At 73.5% G+C, this 12,639-nt stretch carries 16 protein-coding genes; 13 read left to right on the top strand and 3 right to left on the bottom strand.

What is annotated here, in order from left to right:
• The 5 genes from ACQPZO_RS24060 (at position 1) to ACQPZO_RS24040 (ending at position 3,438) form a co-directional block, all read left to right on the top strand.
• The gene (locus ACQPZO_RS24060; protein WP_433344154.1) at positions 1 to 516 is read left to right on the top strand and encodes a hypothetical protein; all 516 of its coding nucleotides are present in this window, start codon (positions 1 to 3) and stop codon (positions 514 to 516) included.
• A 224-nt stretch (positions 517 to 740) separates the two neighbouring features.
• Positions 741 to 1,055, top strand: coding sequence for a 50S ribosomal protein L21 (rplU, locus tag ACQPZO_RS24055; RefSeq protein ID WP_161691814.1), 315 nt, complete (start codon positions 741 to 743; stop codon positions 1,053 to 1,055).
• 11 nt (positions 1,056 to 1,066) lie between these two features.
• A complete protein-coding gene (gene rpmA / locus ACQPZO_RS24050) occupies positions 1,067 to 1,318 on the top strand; it encodes a 50S ribosomal protein L27 (RefSeq protein ID WP_405105339.1) in 252 nt (83 codons plus the stop codon).
• A 100-nt stretch (positions 1,319 to 1,418) separates the two neighbouring features.
• The gene (gene obgE / locus ACQPZO_RS24045; protein ID WP_433344152.1) at positions 1,419 to 2,882 is read left to right on the top strand and encodes a GTPase ObgE; all 1,464 of its coding nucleotides are present in this window, start codon (positions 1,419 to 1,421) and stop codon (positions 2,880 to 2,882) included.
• 106 nt (positions 2,883 to 2,988) lie between these two features.
• The gene (locus tag ACQPZO_RS24040) at positions 2,989 to 3,438 is read left to right on the top strand and encodes a GNAT family N-acetyltransferase (RefSeq protein WP_433344151.1); all 450 of its coding nucleotides are present in this window, start codon (positions 2,989 to 2,991) and stop codon (positions 3,436 to 3,438) included.
• Positions 3,439 to 3,558: 120 nt separating this feature from the next.
• Here the strand turns inward: ACQPZO_RS24040 and ACQPZO_RS24035 are convergent, their stop codons facing one another.
• Positions 3,559 to 4,029, bottom strand: a complete 471-nt coding sequence (locus ACQPZO_RS24035) for a DUF4383 domain-containing protein (RefSeq protein ID WP_433344149.1) — start codon at positions 4,027 to 4,029, stop codon at positions 3,559 to 3,561.
• Between the two features lie 193 nt (positions 4,030 to 4,222).
• Here ACQPZO_RS24035 and ACQPZO_RS24030 point away from each other — a divergent pair, with 193 nt between their 5' ends.
• The 3 genes from ACQPZO_RS24030 to ACQPZO_RS24020 are packed head-to-tail and all read left to right on the top strand — an operon-like array spanning position 4,223 to position 6,178.
• Positions 4,223 to 5,035 carry a hypothetical protein gene (locus ACQPZO_RS24030; protein WP_433344148.1) on the top strand — a complete coding sequence of 271 codons (813 nt, stop codon included), beginning with the start codon at positions 4,223 to 4,225 and terminating at the stop codon, positions 5,033 to 5,035.
• Positions 5,036 to 5,066: 31 nt separating this feature from the next.
• Positions 5,067 to 5,531, top strand: coding sequence for a phage holin family protein (locus tag ACQPZO_RS24025; RefSeq protein ID WP_433344146.1), 465 nt, complete (start codon positions 5,067 to 5,069; stop codon positions 5,529 to 5,531).
• A complete protein-coding gene (locus tag ACQPZO_RS24020; RefSeq protein WP_433344144.1) occupies positions 5,528 to 6,178 on the top strand; it encodes a DUF3618 domain-containing protein in 651 nt (216 codons plus the stop codon). Before ACQPZO_RS24025 ends, ACQPZO_RS24020 begins: the two co-directional genes overlap by 4 nt.
• Positions 6,179 to 6,260: 82 nt before the next feature.
• Here ACQPZO_RS24020 and ACQPZO_RS24015 read toward each other — a convergent pair whose 3' ends face one another.
• Entirely contained in the window at positions 6,261 to 7,337 is a 1,077-nt protein-coding gene (locus ACQPZO_RS24015) for a glycosyltransferase (RefSeq protein WP_433344142.1), read from the bottom strand.
• Positions 7,338 to 7,525: 188 nt separating this feature from the next.
• On the opposite strand from ACQPZO_RS24015, the gene ACQPZO_RS24010 reads away from it, so the two are divergent.
• Positions 7,526 to 7,930 carry a hypothetical protein gene (locus tag ACQPZO_RS24010; RefSeq protein ID WP_433344141.1) on the top strand — a complete coding sequence of 135 codons (405 nt, stop codon included), beginning with the start codon at positions 7,526 to 7,528 and terminating at the stop codon, positions 7,928 to 7,930.
• 89 nt (positions 7,931 to 8,019) lie between these two features.
• Here the strand turns inward: ACQPZO_RS24010 and ACQPZO_RS24005 are convergent, their stop codons facing one another.
• Positions 8,020 to 8,238: a DUF397 domain-containing protein gene (locus ACQPZO_RS24005; protein ID WP_350887135.1), complete on the bottom strand. Its 219-nt coding sequence runs from the start codon at positions 8,236 to 8,238 to the stop codon at positions 8,020 to 8,022.
• 67 nt (positions 8,239 to 8,305) lie between these two features.
• On the opposite strand from ACQPZO_RS24005, the gene pepN reads away from it, so the two are divergent.
• The 4 genes from pepN (at position 8,306) to ACQPZO_RS23985 (ending at position 12,638) form a co-directional block, all read left to right on the top strand.
• A complete protein-coding gene (pepN, locus tag ACQPZO_RS24000) occupies positions 8,306 to 10,822 on the top strand; it encodes an aminopeptidase N (RefSeq protein WP_433344140.1) in 2,517 nt (838 codons plus the stop codon).
• 72 nt (positions 10,823 to 10,894) lie between these two features.
• Positions 10,895 to 11,491 (top strand): nicotinate-nucleotide adenylyltransferase, encoded by a 597-nt coding sequence (gene nadD / locus ACQPZO_RS23995; protein WP_433344139.1) that lies wholly within the window; start codon positions 10,895 to 10,897, stop codon positions 11,489 to 11,491.
• A 110-nt stretch (positions 11,492 to 11,601) separates the two neighbouring features.
• Positions 11,602 to 12,012, top strand: coding sequence for a ribosome silencing factor (gene rsfS / locus ACQPZO_RS23990; RefSeq protein ID WP_433344137.1), 411 nt, complete (start codon positions 11,602 to 11,604; stop codon positions 12,010 to 12,012).
• Positions 12,009 to 12,638 carry a histidine phosphatase family protein gene (locus ACQPZO_RS23985; RefSeq protein ID WP_433344135.1) on the top strand — a complete coding sequence of 210 codons (630 nt, stop codon included), beginning with the start codon at positions 12,009 to 12,011 and terminating at the stop codon, positions 12,636 to 12,638. Before rsfS ends, ACQPZO_RS23985 begins: the two co-directional genes overlap by 4 nt.
• Position 12,639 lies beyond the last annotated feature (1 nt).

The following is a 12,639-nucleotide window of genomic DNA, read 5'->3' as shown; positions in this document are numbered from 1 at the left end:
ATGCGTCGTCTGCTCGCCCTCGCCGCCGCCATGGCGGTGCTGTCCGCCGGGGCGGCCTGCTCCGCCGAGCGCTCCGGTTCCGAGCCCGGACCGAGCGGTTCGCCGCCTGCGGCGGCCGGGGCCACCTCGGGGGCGGGGGGAGCCGGCCCTGGCGCGGCCGGCGGGTCGCTCGGGCCGCCGGCCGGGGGGAACGGCCCGGAGGTCTGCGCCGCAGCCCAGAAGGCCAGCGGTGCGGCGGTCCGCACGTACGTGGCGGAGCTGGGCCGCATGATCGGCGCGGTCGGGGCCAACGACAGCACGACGGCGGAGGTCGCCCGCAAGCGGGCCGAGGCCGCGTTGGCCGGCTGGCGCACCGAACTGCGACAGCAGTCCGCCCGGGCCACCGACCCACAGCTCAAGACGCTGCTGGCCGACCTGGCCAGCGAGGTGGGCACCCTGGGCACCGACGTGGACGCGATCGACGAGGAGGAGCTGGACGAGCTCCAGCAGCGCCTCGACCAGCTCTGCGCCCGCTGACGGGCGAGGCCCCGGCCGCACCCGCCGAGCCCGTCTCGGCCCCGGCGGCCACGCCGGGTGCGGGGAGCCCGGTTTGGGCGTCAGCCCACCGATGGCGTAGGCTATCTTGCGGCGCACTTTGGTGTGCCGTGTTCCCGCGTGCCCACGCCGCCGTGCCTCTGCTACCCGGTGAGCCGCCGAGGGAACGACCGCCAGCAGCCTCAACGACAGGGAGTCCGCCTCCGATGTACGCGATCGTCAAGACCGGCGGCAAGCAGTACAAGGTCGCCGAGGGCGACGTGATCGAGGTCGAGAAGCTCGCCGGTGCCCCCGGCGACGCGGTGAAGCTCACCGCGGTGCTCCTCGTCGACGGTGACGACCTGGTGACCGACGCGACGAAGCTTGCCGAGGTCGCAGTGTCCGGCGAGATCGCCGCACACACCAAGGGCCCGAAGATCAAGATCCACAAGTTCAAGAACAAGACCGGCTACCACAAGCGCCAGGGTCACCGCCAGCCGCTGACCCAGGTCAAGGTGACCGGCATCTCCAGCGGGAAGTAGGTCGTCCTCAAATGGCTCACAAAAAGGGTGCGTCCAGCTCGCGTAACGGCCGTGATTCTGCGGCCCAGCGGCTCGGCGTGAAGCGCTTCGGTGGTCAGGTCGTCAGCGCGGGTGAGATCCTCATCCGGCAGCGTGGCACCAAGTTCCACCCCGGTGACCTGGTCGGCCGTGGCGGCGACGACACGCTCTTCGCGCTGGCCGCCGGCTCGGTCCTGTTCGGTACCAAGCGCGGTCGCAAGACCGTCAGCATCGTACCGGCGTAGCAGTAGTTCGAAGGCGTTGCGGGCCGCGGACCGGTAGGTCCCGGCCCGCTTCGCCTTTTCTCGTACGCGCGGGGCGCATCCCGCTGGAAGGATTGACGACGTGACGATGTTCGTGGACCGGGTCGTCCTGCACCTGCAGGCCGGTGACGGCGGGCACGGCTGTGTCTCGATCCACCGGGAGAAGTTCAAGCCCTTCGGCGGCCCGGACGGCGGCAACGGCGGGCACGGCGGCAGCGTGACCATGGTCGTCGACCCGCAGGTGCACACCCTGCTCGACTTTCACTACCATCCGCACGTCAAGGCCGAGAACGGCAAGGGCGGCGCGGGCTCGAACCGGGACGGCGCGAACGGGCGCCAACTGGTGCTCAAGGTGCCCAACGGCACCGTCGTGCAGACCCCGGACGGCGAGGTGCTGGCCGACCTGGTCGGTGCCGGCGCCACGTTCGAGGTGGCCCGGGGCGGCCGGGGCGGCCGGGGCAACGCCTCCTTGGCCAACTCCCGGCGCAAGGCCCCCGGCTTCGCCGAGTTGGGTGAGCCCGGCGACCAGCTCGACGTGGTCCTGGAGCTCAAGAGCGTCGCCGACGTCGGCCTGGTCGGCTTCCCGTCGGCCGGCAAGTCGTCGCTGATCTCGGTCATCTCGGCGGCCAAGCCGAAGATCGCCGACTACCCGTTCACCACGCTGGTGCCCAACCTGGGCGTGGTCCAGGCCGACAACCACATCTTCACGGTCGCCGACGTGCCCGGCCTGATCCCGGGTGCGGCCGCCGGCAAGGGCCTCGGGCTGCAGTTCCTCCGGCACATCGAGCGCTGCGCGGTGCTGGTGCACGTGATCGACACCACCACCCTGGAGCCCAACCGGGACCCGCTGGCCGACATCGACGCCCTCGAGGCCGAGCTCGCCGAGTACGGCGGGCTCGTGGACCGGCCCCGCCTCGTCGCCCTGAACAAGGTCGACGTGCCGGACGGTCGGGACCTCGCCGAGATCGTCCGCCCCGACCTGGAGGCCCGTGGCCTGCGGGTCTTCGAGGTGTCCGCGGCCACCCGCGAGGGCCTCAAAGAGCTGATGTTCGCCATGGCGGAGCTGGTCGAGCAGGGCCGCACCGCCGCCACGCCGGCCGGGGAGACCCGGATCATCATCCGCCCGAAGGCGGTCGACGACACCGGCTTCACCGTCGAGGCGGAGTCGGACGGGTCGTTCACCGTCCGGGGCGTGCGTCCGGAGCGCTGGGTTCGGCAGACGACCTTCGACAACGACGAGGCGGTGGGCTACCTGGCCGACCGCCTGGCCCGCCTCGGCGTCGAGGACAAGCTGGCCAAGGCCGGTGCGAACCCCGGCGACCTGGTGCGGATCGGCGAGCGTGAGTTCGACTGGCAGCCCACCCTCTACGCGGGCGTCGACTTCGTCCCGGGCAACCGGGGCACCGACGTGCGGTTGGAGGAGAAGTCGTCCCGGGCCTCGGCCGCCGAGCGGCTCGCCGCGCGCAAGTCCCGCCGGGTGCGTTCGGACGACGAACTGGGTGCCGACGGGACGGACGCCGAGTCGGCCGCCGACCTCGACGAATAGCTCCGGCGGCCCGGCGGGCGGCCCTACGACGAACCGCTCGCCGGGCGCCGCCGCCGGGTCGTCCGCCGGAAACCTGGGGGAAACCCGGGCGGCCTACGTTCTCGGGATGCTGATCGAATCGCGGCCCACCACCGACCCGGAGATCGCCACCCTGGTCGCGGCACAGCAGCGGGAGCTGCGGGAGGCCGACGGCGGCCTGGACGGGCAGGCGACCGTCACCCACGACGACATCCGCTACCTCGCCTTCGTGGCCACCGGCCGGGCCGTCGCCTGCGGCGGCATCCAGGAGCTCGACCCGCGCACCGGCGAGCTGAAGCGGATGTACGTCCGGCCCGCGTACCGGGGGCGGGGGATCGCCCGGCAACTGTTGGCCGCGCTGGAGGAGTTGGCCTTCCAACAGGGGTACGCCGAGATCCGGCTGGAGACGGGCAGTTACCTGCCGGCGGCCATCGGCCTCTACACCTCCTGCGGATACGCCCCGATCCCGGTGTTCGGCGAGTACGTCGCCAACCCGTACAGCCGCTGCTTCGCCAAGCGCCTCCCGGTCGCGGCCTGACACCGCCACCCTCGGTGCGGGGGCGACGCTGCGGCGGTCCCGGCCCCCCACCGCTGGTTCGGCCCGCCACCGGGCCTGGGGCGCCGCGCCACCGGTGGGCGTGACGACGGGGGCGACGGGTCAGGGGCGGTCGATCGGGTCGTCGAGCCGGCCACCCGTGCCGGCCCGCTCGGACAGCAGCAGACCCAGGGCGAGCATGCCGAAGCCGAGCGCCAGGTGCAGCCAGTTGTCCGCGCCGTTGAGCGGGATGAAGTTGACCGCGCTGTGCTCGGCGGAGAACTCGATGGCGAACCCGTAGAGCCAGAGCCCGAGGTAGATCGCGCCGCCGCCGGCCAGGAAGATCCGCGCGCCGCCGACGCTGCGGGCGAGGACCAGCCCCGCCAGGCCGAAGAGCAGGTGCAGGGCGTTGTGCAGGACCGACACCTGGAACAGGCCGAACAGCTTCGCGCCGGAGGTGTGCCCGGCGAAGGCCATGTCGTGGTACCCGGTGGTGATGCCGGGAACGAAGCCGAGCACGCCGAGCAGGAGGAACAGCGCGGCCACCACGGCGGCGGCCTGCCGCACCCGGGGCTTGGGGGTTCCGTGCGCCATCGCTGTCACCTCCGTGGATCAGCAGCTCCCGACGATCCTCCATTCTGTGTGTGCGCTCACAGATTCCGCAGAGAAATCAGGAATCAGGTATGGCGGGCTGGACCGAGGGTAGGTCAAAAGACGCCGGCGGTATGAAGGCCAGCGAATCCCAACGAAGTGATACCGCGACGACTTTTCGAGCGGAAGGGGCATCATGACCTACGATCTGTCACCCACGACCTCCACGTACGGGACGGAGCCGAGCAACGGCGTCCGGGAGCAGGCCCGCCAGGTGGGCTCCGAGGCCGCGCACGCCGGCGACGCGGTCGCCCAGACCGCCAAGGAGCAGGGCCGGGAGGTAATCGGCGAGACGAAGCGCCAGGCCCGCAACCTCTACGGCGAGGCACGCGACCAGCTCGCCGGCCAGACCGGTGAGCAGCAGCGCCGGGCCGCCGGTGGGCTGCGCTCGCTGGCCGACGAGATGCGCTCGATGGCGCAGCAGGGCGGCCAGGCCGGCCCGGTGACCGAGCTGGCCCACCAGGCCGCCGACCGGGTCAACGGCGTGGCCGGCTGGCTGGAGGAGCGGCAGCCCGGCGACATCGTCAACGAGGTCAAGGGCTACGCCCGCCGCAACCCGGGCACCTTCCTGGTCGGCGCCGCGGTGCTCGGCGTGCTCGCCGGCCGGCTGACCCGGAACCTGTCCGCCGCGTCCGACGGCACCGGTGGCACCCGCGGGGCGTACGGCCCGACCGACGGCTACGACCCGGAGCGGACCGCCGTCATCCCGACCCCGCCGGCCCCCCGCGCCGTGCCGGACCAGATCCCGCCGGGCGGCTACCTCGACCCGACCCCGGGCACCTACGCCGGGTCCGGCGCCGGCTACTCCGGCCAGGGCGCGGCCTACCCCGACCCGGGCACGACCACCGGGTACGCCGACCCGGCCGGCAGCACCGGCCAGCCGCTGCCCCCGGTGACCCAGACCGACCCGCTGCCGGGTGTGCCGTCCAGCGGCACCATCCGTCCGTGACCGCGCGAGCCATCCGAAGGGAGACGACGGGATGACCGTGCCGACGCAGGACCCCGGAGTGGACTCCGGGTACCGCCCCGCAGGTGCGCCGCACACCGCGGACGAGGTCAGGGGCAGCTCCATCGGCGAGCTGATGCGCCAGGTGACCAGCGACCTCTCCACGCTCATGCGCCAGGAGGTCGAGCTGGCCAAGGCCGAGATCCGCCAGGAGGGCAAGAAAGCTGGCAAGGCCGCCGGCCTGTTCGGCGGCGCCGGCTTCGGCGGCTACATGGTGGCGCTGTTCCTGTCGATCGCCCTCTGGGCCGGGCTGTCCAACGTCATGGACGCCGGCTGGGCGGCGCTGATCGTCGCCGTGATCTGGGGCGCGATCGCCGCCGTCCTCTACTCCATGGCCAAGAAGAACGCCCAGCGTGTACGTGGCTTCAAGCAGACCAGCGACAGCGTGCAGCGGATCCCCGACGCGCTCAAGCCCAACCCGGAGGGAGTCACCCGATGAGCACCGATCCCGACCAGATCCGCCGGGAGATCGAGGCCACCCGCAACAGCCTCAGCACCGATGTGGACGCGCTGGCGTACAAGGTCAGCCCGGGGCGCATCGTCGACGACCGTAAGCAGCGGGCGCGCAACGCGCTGCAGAATGTGAGGGACAAGGTCATGGGCACCGCTTCCGACTACGGCCACAGCTCCAGCAACGCCGCGCACTCGGTGGCCGACCGGGCCTCGTCGGCGGCCTCCACCGTCTCCGACAAGGCGCACTCGGCGGCCTCGACCGTTGGCGACGCCGCGCAGCGGGCACCGCAGGTGCTGCGGGAGAAGTCGGAGGGCAACCCGCTGGCCGCCGGCCTGATCGCCTTCGGCGTCGGCATGCTGGTCTCCTCCCTGATCCCGGCCACCCGCCGCGAGCAGCAGGTGGCGACCCAGGTCAAGGACCGGGCCGGCGAGCACGCCGGTGCGGTGAAGGAAAAGCTCGGCGAGGTCGCCAACGAGCTGAAGGAGGAGCTGCGCGAGCCGGCCCGGCAGGCCACCGAGTCCGTGCGGTCCACCGCCCAGGACGCCGTGCACGCGGTCAGGGACGACACCAAGTCGGCCGCGCACGACGTGCGGGACCAGGCCCAGCAGTCTCGCGAACAGGTCCGGTACTGATCAGGGCACCGTACTTCGCAGCTCGCGGTCACTCCCGGCGCAGGCCGGGCGGTGGCCGCGAGCTGCGTCGGTCGGGGGCCCGCTACGCCTCGGGTGTCGACCGGACGTTCCGCCTCGCCCGCAGGGCGCCGGGTGAGTTGGCGGCGCGGGCGATGCGGGCACCGGCGTAGGGCACGCCGCCCAGCGCCCAATGGGCGACGGCGAGCCACGAGCAGACGCCGCGCTCGAGCAGCCACAGCGGGGTGGCCAGCGCCGCCGTGCGGGGGAAGACCCGTGCCCCACCGGCCCGGCGGCGACCCACCTCCGCGAGCGCCACCACGGCCGCCGCCGCGCCGATCACCAGGCCGGGGCGGCGGGCCGCCAACGCGGCCAGCACGGCGGGCAGCACCGCCAGCGAGGTCGCCAACCGCGCCGGCTGGGCCAGCTCGTCGTACGCCTGGCGGACCCGCTGCCCGCGGAAGTGCGCGCCGTCCGGTGGGAGCCGGCGGACGTACAGCCCGGGCGGGGTCGCCTCGGTACCCCCGTACGCCCGCACGGTGCGGACCAGCTCCAGGTTCTCGAAGAGCACGTCCGGGTCGTATCCGCCCATGGCGACGAAGGTGCTCCGGCGCACGGCCAGGGTGCCCGGCCAGTCCGCGCCGAGGGCGCGGTTGAGCAGGGTCCGGCCGGTGTCCCACCAGGCGTGCCAGGGCACCGGGTCGAAGTGGTTCTGCGGGCGGACCAGGTCGACGCCGCCGAGCAGCCGGTGCGTGGCGCGCAGCCCCGCCTCGTCGTAGCGGACGTCGTCGTCGGCGATCACCACGTGCTCGTGTCGGGCCGCCGCCACCCCGGTCAGCACCCCGACGACCTTGCCGTTGCCGCCGCGCACCGCCGGATCGGGGGCGAGGTGGCGTACCACGCCCCGCCACGCGGCGGCGTGCCGGGCGAAGACCTCGGGGGCGGAGCCGTCGACCACGGTCACGTCGACGAGGCGGCCCAGTTCGCGTAGGTAGCCGGTCAGCTCGGCCAGCCCGGCGTCGCAGGACCAGCGCAGCGGCAGGACGTACTCGACGGGGAGCCGGCGGCGGACCGGGGCGGCGTCCGCGAGCGTCCCCGGCCGGCCCGCCGCGTCGGGGACGGCGGCGGCCGGCCGGGCACCCGCATTGACGTCGAAGGGCACCGGTGCCTCCCGTGGTGTCGATCGGCCGGGCCGCAGCGGATGCCCGCATTTCGCCTGGTCAAACGCTCGCCCGGGTCGGCGGGCGGATCCGCGCCCGGCTGGCCCCTCCCCGGGCGGCGGAAACCTGGTTCGCTGGATCGCACGGGCCGACCGGCGGCCCGCCGGTCGGCGAGGACGGGGAGGACCGCATGCGGGAGAACGGGTCGCGGCGCTGGCGGGAGCGTCGGGCGGTCAGAGGGCTGGGTGCCGGCCCGGCGGGTGGCAGGATCGGTGGACCCGATCGCCCGCTGCTCGCCCCGCCCCGGCGGCAGGCGCCGCCGCGCTACTTCACGGTGCACCTCGGGTTCGCGGCCGACGGCGCCGACCTGGCCCGCGAGCTGGCCGTCACGTACGCCGAAGCGCTGAGCCTGCTCCGCCCCGAGCTGGCCCTCGGGGCCGCCGCGTTGTCCCCGGCCGACGCCTGGCACCGGGCCGAGCGGCTGTTCTGTGGTGCGGTCGGCCCGGACAGCGAGCGGTGTGTCGACGTGGCCGGCCATCCCGGCTTCCACCACGGGCCGGGCCCGGGCGGCCTTGGCTGGGGAGACGGCGACTGAGCGGGCGGGCCCCTCGTCGGCGGAGGTGCGGCACCCCGATCGGGTGTGCCACCCCGCCGCCGACGAGGGCCGATGTCGCGTCGACCGGCTCAGTCCAGGTCGAACTCGCCGTCCTGGGCGCCGGCGACGAAGGCGTCCCACTCGGCCTGGGTGAAGACGAGCACCGGGCCCTCCGGCTCGGCGGAGTTGCGCATGCCGATCAGGTCGTCGACGAAGGCCACCTCGACCGCGCTGTCCGAGGTGTCGCCCTCGGCCCGTTGCCAGATCGCCCGGGACAGGTCGAAGTCGCCCTTGGGGTGCTGACCCATTGTTGGTTCCTCCATCGCAGAACGTGATGGGAAACGAGTGTGGTTTCCCATCGGGCAGGATAAGCGGATGCCGAGCCTGAGCCATGTAGAGGCGACCGCGCGTGGCGCGTTGATTACCGTCGAGTCCTACCAGGTGGACCTCGACCTGACCGGTGGCGGCGGGCAGTTCCGCTCGCACACCACGATCCGCTTTCGGGCGACCCCCGGGGCGGACACGTTCGTCGAGGTCAACCCCGCGAGGCTGCTGGCCGTGCGCCTGAATGATCGGGACCTCGACCCCGGGGTCCTCACGGGCAACCGGCTTCCGCTGGCCGGGCTGACCGAGGCCAACACGCTCGTCGTCGAGGCCGAGATGGCGTACTCGAACACCGGCGAAGGGCTGCACCGGTTCGTCGACCCCGCCGACGGCGAGACGTACCTGTACGCCATGTCCTTCCTGGACAACGCCCAGCGCATCTTCGCCGCCTTCGACCAGCCCGACCTGAAGGCCCCGGTCACCCTGGCCGTCACCGCCCCTGCGGAGTGGACGGTCGCGGCCAACGGCGAGCCGGTCGCCACCCCCCGGCCGGGGCGTTGGGAGTTCGCCCCGACGGCCCCGCTGGCGCCGTACCTGGTCACGCTGATCGCCGGGCCGTGGCACGTGCGCCGGACCGAGCACGATGGCGTCCCGCTGGGCATCTGGTGCCGGCGGTCGCTGGCGGAGCACCTGGACGCCGACGCCGAGGAGATCCTCACCATCACCAGGCAGTGCCTGGACCGGTTCCACGAGTTGTTCGCCGAGCGCTACCCGTTCGGCAAGTACGACCAGGCGTTCGTGCCGGAGTTCAACGTCGGCGCGATGGAGAACCCCGGCCTGGTGACCTTCCGCGACGACCTCGTCTTCCGCTCGGCGGTCACCGACAGCCAGCGCGAGCAGCGGGCCACCACGATCGCCCACGAGATGGCGCACATGTGGTTCGGTGACCTGGTCACCATGCGCTGGTGGGACGACCTGTGGCTGAACGAGTCGTTCGCCGAGTACCTGGGCACCCGGGTCACCGCCGAGGCGACCCGGTTCGACCAGGCGTGGACCACCTTCGCGCTGCGCCGCAAGGGCTGGGGGTACGCGGCCGACCAGCGCCCGTCCACCCATCCCGTCGCTCCCGAGGAGGTCGCCGACTCGGCCCTGGCGCTGCTCAACTTCGACGGCATCTCGTACGCCAAGGGCGCGAGCGTGCTGCGTCAGCTCGTGGCGTGGGTGGGCGACGAGGCGTTCCTGGCCGGGCTGAACGCGCACTTCGCGGCGCACCGGTTCGGCAACGCCACCCTCGCCGACCTGCTCGGCGCCCTCTCCGCCGCCAGCGGCCGGGACCTGTCCGGCTGGGCCGCGCGCTGGCTGCGCCGGGCCCAGGTGAACACCCTGCGGGCCGAGGTCACCGTCGACGCCGACGGCCGGTACGCGCAGGCGGCGATCGTGCAGACGGCCCCGGCCACCCATCCGGTGCTGCGCCCGCACCGGATCGGCGTCGCCCGGTACGCCGCCGACGGCACGGTCACCCGGGACGAGGTCGACCTCGACCCGGACGCCGACGGGGGCCGGACGGTCCTCACCGGGCTGGTCGGGCAGCCGGCCGCCCGGCTGCTGCTGCCCAACGCCGGGGACCTCACCTTCGCCAAGATCCGCCTCGACCCCGCCTCGGCGGACGCCGTACCGCTGGTGCTGCCGACCCTGACCGACCCGCTGGCCCGGGCCCTGCTCTGGGGTGAGGCGCTGGACGCCGCCACCGACGGCGAGCGGCCGGTCGCCGGGCTGGTGGGACTGGTCGACGCCGCGCTGCCCGGCGAGACCGAGCTGGGGGTCGTGGAGGACGTGCTGCTGGCGGTCCGGCCGCTGGTCGACCGCTACCTCGACCCGCTGGCCCGGGAGGCGGCGCTGCTCCGGCTCGCCGGGGCCTGCGAGCGGATGCTCGCCGCCGCCGGCCCGGGCGGGTCGCGGCAGTTGGCCGCCGCGCGGGCCCTGATCGGCGCGACCACCGACATCGACCTGCTGACCGGCTGGCTGGCCGGCCGGGGCGTGCCCGACGGGCTGGCCGTGGACACCGAGCTGCGCTGGTCGGTGCTCGGCCGGCTGGTGGTGCTCGGCGCGGCCGGGGAGGCGGAGATCTCCGCCGAGGCGGCGGCCGACCTGAGCGCCGCCGGCGCTGAGCGGGCCGCCGGCTGCCGGGCCGCGCTGCCCGACCCGGCCGCCAAGGCGGCGGCGTGGGAGGCCGTGGTGCGCAACACCGAGCTGTCGGTCCGGCTGGTCGAGGCCGCCGCGGAGGGCTTCTGGCAGCCCGAGCAGGCCGAGCTGACCGCGCCGTACGTGTCGCGGTACTTCGCCGACATGCCGGCGGCGTGGCCCCGGCGCACCCCCTCGGCCGCCGAGTCCGTCGCGCACCTGGCCTTCCCCCGGTACGCCGTGGCGCTGCCCACCCGGGACCTGGCCGCGGCGTTGCTGGCCCGCGACGACCTTCCCGCCGGCCTGCGGCGGGTGGTCACCGACCTGGACGACGACCTGCGCCGGGCCCTGGTGGCCCGCACGGCCGTGGCCGCCGCCGCTGCCTGACCCGAACCCCTTCCGCCCGTCCCGGTTCGAGGGCCCGGTTCGGGCCGGGCGGGGCCGGCATACGATCTCCGGATGGAGGAAGACACCCGCCGGGTCGGGATCATGGGCGGCACCTTCGACCCGATCCACCACGGTCACCTGGTGGCCGCCAGCGAGGTGGCGGACCGGTTCGGGCTGGACGAGGTCGTCTTCGTGCCGACCGGGCAGCCGTGGCAGAAGGCGGACCAGTCGGTCACCCCGGCCGAGGACCGCTACCTGATGACGGTGATCGCCACCGCCTCCAACCCCCGGTTCCAGGTCAGCCGGGTGGACATCGACCGGGGTGGGCCGACGTACACCGTCGACACGCTGCGCGACCTGCACGCCCAGTACGGCCCGAAGGTGCAGCTCTACTTCATCACCGGGGCGGACGCGCTGGATCGCATCCTGTCCTGGAAGGACCTGGGCGAGATCTTCGAACTGGCCCACTTCATCGGGGTCACCCGCCCCGGGTTCGAGCTGTCCGCCAAGCACCTCCCCGCCGACGCGGTCAGTCTGGTGCAGGTGCCCGCGATGGCGATCTCGTCGACCGACTGCCGGGACCGGGTGGCCCGGGGGGAGCCGGTGTGGTACCTGGTGCCCGACGGTGTGGTGCAGTACATCGCGAAACGACGGCTCTATCTCGGGTGATCGCGCCGGATACGTGCGTTATTGTCCGGGAAATCGACCAGAACTGACAGGTCGTCGCGTCGGCGGGTGTGAGACGCTTGGAGCGTCGCACGGTTGATCGAAGGAGAACGGTGACAGTTTCCGAACGCGCACACGAGCTGGCGATGGCCGCCGCCCAGGCTGCGGCCGACAAGAAGGCGCAGGACATCGTCATCATCGACGTGGGTGAGCAGCTCGCCATCACCGACGCGTTCCTGCTCGCCGCCGCCCCCAACGAGCGTCAGGTGATGGCCATCGTCGACGCCATCGAGGAGCGGCTGCTCGAGCTGCCGGAGAAGGCCAAGCCGCTCCGGCGCGAGGGCGAGCGGGGCGGCCGGTGGGTCCTGCTCGACTACGTCGACGTCGTGGTGCACGTCCAGCACACCGAGGAGCGCGAGTTCTACGCCCTCGACCGGCTGTGGAAGGACTGCCCGCAGATCCCGTTCGTCGACCGGGACCTGGTCGAGGCCGAGGCCTCCGCTGGACCCACCGCCGGCGAATGACCCGACTGATCGTCTGGCGGCACGGCAACACCGACTGGAACGCCACCGACCGGGTGCAGGGACAGACCGACGTACCGCTCAACGACCTCGGCCGGGAGCAGGCCGTCGTCGCCGCACAGCTGCTCGCGGCGCTGCGTCCCGACGCGATCGTGGCCAGCGACCTGAGCCGCGCCGCGGACACCGCCGCCGCCCTGGCCGCGCTCACCGGGCTGGCGGTTCGCGCCGACGCCCGGCTGCGCGAGCGGCACTTCGGCCAGTGGCAGGGGCTCGCGCGCACCGAGGCGGCCGAGCGGTACCCGGACGAGTACTCCCGTTGGCGGGCCGGCGACCCGGACCCGGGGGCGGGCATCGAGAGCCTCGACGACCTCGGCAAACGGATCGGCACCGCCCTGCAGGACGCGGCCGACGTGGCGCCCGGCGGCACGATCGTGGTCGCCACCCATGGCGCTGGGGCCCGGCAGGGCTCCGGGTACCTGCTCGGCTGGGACCACACGGTGCTGCGGGCAATTGGCCCGCTGCAGAACTGTCACTGGACCGAGCTGCGGCACAGCGAATCGCGGGGTTGGCAGCTGCTGGCCCACAACGTCGGCCCGGTCACCCTGCCGGCTCCCGCCGAGGCGGTCTGAC

The organism is Micromonospora sp. CA-111912 (assembly GCF_050948415.1).
In the GTDB taxonomy this organism is placed as follows: domain Bacteria; phylum Actinomycetota; class Actinomycetes; order Mycobacteriales; family Micromonosporaceae; genus Micromonospora.
This window is presented reverse-complemented; position numbering and strand designations above follow the sequence as displayed.

Bases quoted from the DNA above. Each gene is read 5' to 3' on its own strand.
- ACQPZO_RS24060 (WP_433344154.1), top strand. From the start codon at position 1: ATGCGTCGTCTGCTCGCCCTCGCCGCCGCCATGGCGGTGCTGTCCGCC.
- rplU (WP_161691814.1), top strand. From the start codon at position 741: ATGTACGCGATCGTCAAGACCGGCGGCAAGCAGTACAAGGTCGCCGAG.
- rpmA (WP_405105339.1), top strand. From the start codon at position 1,067: ATGGCTCACAAAAAGGGTGCGTCCAGCTCGCGTAACGGCCGTGATTCT.
- ACQPZO_RS24040 (WP_433344151.1), top strand. From the start codon at position 2,989: ATGCTGATCGAATCGCGGCCCACCACCGACCCGGAGATCGCCACCCTG.
- ACQPZO_RS24035 (WP_433344149.1), bottom strand. From the start codon at position 4,029: ATGGCGCACGGAACCCCCAAGCCCCGGGTGCGGCAGGCCGCCGCCGTG.
- ACQPZO_RS24030 (WP_433344148.1), top strand. From the start codon at position 4,223: ATGACCTACGATCTGTCACCCACGACCTCCACGTACGGGACGGAGCCG.
- ACQPZO_RS24025 (WP_433344146.1), top strand. From the start codon at position 5,067: ATGACCGTGCCGACGCAGGACCCCGGAGTGGACTCCGGGTACCGCCCC.
- ACQPZO_RS24020 (WP_433344144.1), top strand. From the start codon at position 5,528: ATGAGCACCGATCCCGACCAGATCCGCCGGGAGATCGAGGCCACCCGC.
- ACQPZO_RS24010 (WP_433344141.1), top strand. From the start codon at position 7,526: ATGCGGGAGAACGGGTCGCGGCGCTGGCGGGAGCGTCGGGCGGTCAGA.
- ACQPZO_RS24005 (WP_350887135.1), bottom strand. From the start codon at position 8,238: ATGGGTCAGCACCCCAAGGGCGACTTCGACCTGTCCCGGGCGATCTGG.
- pepN (WP_433344140.1), top strand. From the start codon at position 8,306: ATGCCGAGCCTGAGCCATGTAGAGGCGACCGCGCGTGGCGCGTTGATT.
- nadD (WP_433344139.1), top strand. From the start codon at position 10,895: ATGGAGGAAGACACCCGCCGGGTCGGGATCATGGGCGGCACCTTCGAC.
- ACQPZO_RS23985 (WP_433344135.1), top strand. From the start codon at position 12,009: ATGACCCGACTGATCGTCTGGCGGCACGGCAACACCGACTGGAACGCC.